This is a genomic window from Variovorax endophyticus (assembly GCF_025376855.1).
GTDB lineage: Bacteria > Pseudomonadota > Gammaproteobacteria > Burkholderiales > Burkholderiaceae_C > Variovorax.
The window spans coordinates 1-2,500 of record NZ_JAHUTH010000007.1; the positions used below are offsets into that span (position 1 = coordinate 1).

General features: G+C 51.2%; 2 rRNA genes (1 of these 2 cut by a window edge). Both read right to left on the reverse strand.

From position 1 onward, the window contains the following. Positions 1-10: 10 nt before the first annotated feature. A 5S ribosomal RNA gene (gene rrf, locus KV106_RS10785) occupies positions 11-123 on the reverse strand. A 142-nt stretch (positions 124-265) separates the two neighbouring features. Further along, positions 266-2,500 (reverse strand): 23S ribosomal RNA (locus KV106_RS10790); it runs 636 nt beyond the window's last position.

Below are 2,500 nucleotides of genomic sequence, written 5' to 3' on the forward strand. Positions count from 1 at the left end.
GGCTGTAATAGCCTGACGATGACCTACTTTCACACGGGAACCCGCACTATCATCGGCGCTGAGTCGTTTCACTGTCCTGTTCGGGATGGGAAGGAGTGGTACCAACTCGCTATGGTCATCAGGCATAAAGGGTTGCTGGGCTGATCGAGTGATCAACCTGGCGAATTCATAGAGTTTTGAATCAGCACGCGCGGAGGCGTTATTTGAATGTGTTTTTGAATGCGTCAACTTGGCATAACACCTTGATCTGACTGATCAAAGTTATAGGGTCAAGCCGCACGAGCAATTAGTATCAGTTAGCTTAACGCATTACTGCGCTTCCACACCTGACCTATCAACGTCCTGGTCTTGAACGACTCTTCAGGGGGCTCGAGGCCCCGGCAGATCTCATCTTGAAACGAGTTTCCCGCTTAGATGCTTTCAGCGGTTATCTCTTCCACACTTAGCTACTCGGCAATGCCACTGGCGTGACAACCGATACACCAGAGGTGTGTCCACTCCGGTCCTCTCGTACTAGGAGCAGGCTTCCTCAAATCTGCAGCGCCCACGGAAGATAGGGACCAAACTGTCTCACGACGTTTTAAACCCAGCTCACGTACCTCTTTAAATGGCGAACAGCCATACCCTTGGGACCGGCTACAGCCCCAGGATGAGATGAGCCGACATCGAGGTGCCAAACACCGCCGTCGATATGAACTCTTGGGCGGTATCAGCCTGTTATCCCCAGAGTACCTTTTATCCGTTGAGCGATGGCCCTTCCATACAGAACCACCGGATCACTATGTCCTGCTTTCGCATCTGCTCGACTTGTCAGTCTCGCAGTTAAGCACGCTTATGCCATTGCACTATCGTCACGATGTCCGACCGTAACTAGCGTACCTTCGAACTCCTCCGTTACGCTTTGGGAGGAGACCGCCCCAGTCAAACTGCCTACCATGCACTGTCCCCGATCCAGATAATGGACCTAGGTTAGAACCTCAAACACACCAGGGTGGTATTTCAACGTTGGCTCCACAAGATCTAGCGACCCTGCTTCAAAGCCTCCCACCTATCCTACACAGATCTGTTCAAAGTCCAATACAAAGCTACAGTAAAGGTTCATGGGGTCTTTCCGTCTTTCCGCGGGGAGATTGCATCATCACAAACATTTCAACTTCGCTGAGTCTCAGGAGGAGACAGTGTGGCCATCGTTACGCCATTCGTGCAGGTCGGAACTTACCCGACAAGGAATTTCGCTACCTTAGGACCGTTATAGTTACGGCCGCCGTTTACTGGGACTTCAATCAAGAGCTTGCACCCCATCATTTAATCTTCCAGCACCGGGCAGGCGTCACACCCTATACGTCCACTTTCGTGTTTGCAGAGTGCTGTGTTTTTAATAAACAGTCGCAGCCACCGATTTTTTGCAACCCATTCATGCTCCGTTGTTCACTTCACACTAATAGGGCACACCTTCTTCCGAAGTTACGGTGTCAATTTGCCGAGTTCCTTCTCCTGAGTTCTCTCAAGCGCCTTAGAATACTCATCTCGCGCACCAGTGTCGGTTTGCGGTACGGTCGTATACAGCTGAAGCTTAGTGGCTTTTCCTGGAACCTCGTTCAGTCACTTCGCGAGCAAGCTCGCTCGATCGTTGGCCTCGGTATATGTGCACCGGATTTGCCTAATGCACGCCTACATCCAACTAAACCGGGATATCCAACACCCGGATGACCTATTAAGATCCGTCCCCACATCGCACTGTATATCGGTACAGGAATATTGACCTGTTTCCCATCAGCTACGCATCTCTGCCTCGCCTTAGGGGCCGACTCACTCTACGCCGATGAACGTTGCGTAGAAAACCTTGCGCTTACGGCGAGGGGGCTTTTCACCCCCTTTAACGCTACTCATGTCAGCATTCGCACTTCTGATACCTCCAGCACGCTTTACAACGCACCTTCACAGGCTTACAGAACGCTCTCCTACCACTTGCAATAAATTGCAAATCCGCAGCTTCGGTAACTGGCTTAGCCCCGTTACATCTTCCGCGCAGGACGACTCGATCAGTGAGCTATTACGCTTTCTTTAAATGATGGCTGCTTCTAAGCCAACATCCTGACTGTTTTAGCCTTCCCACTTCGTTTCCCACTTAGCCAATTTTAGGGACCTTAGCTGGCGGTCTGGGTTGTTTCCCTCTTGAGTCCGGACGTTAGCACCCGGTGCTCTGTCTCCCAAGCTGTACTCTTCGGTATTCGGAGTTTGCCTTGGTTTGGTAAGTCGCCATGACCCCCTAGCCAAAACAGTGCTCTACCCCCGAAGGTAATACTTGAGGCACTACCTAAATAGTTTTCGGAGAGAACCAGCTATTTCCAAGTTTGTTTAGCCTTTCACCCCTATCCACAGCTCATCCGCTAGTTTTGCAACACTAGTCGGTTCGGACCTCCAGTACCTGTTACGGCACCTTCATCCTGGCCATGGATAGATCACTTGGTTTCGGGTCTACACCCAGCGACTGATCGCC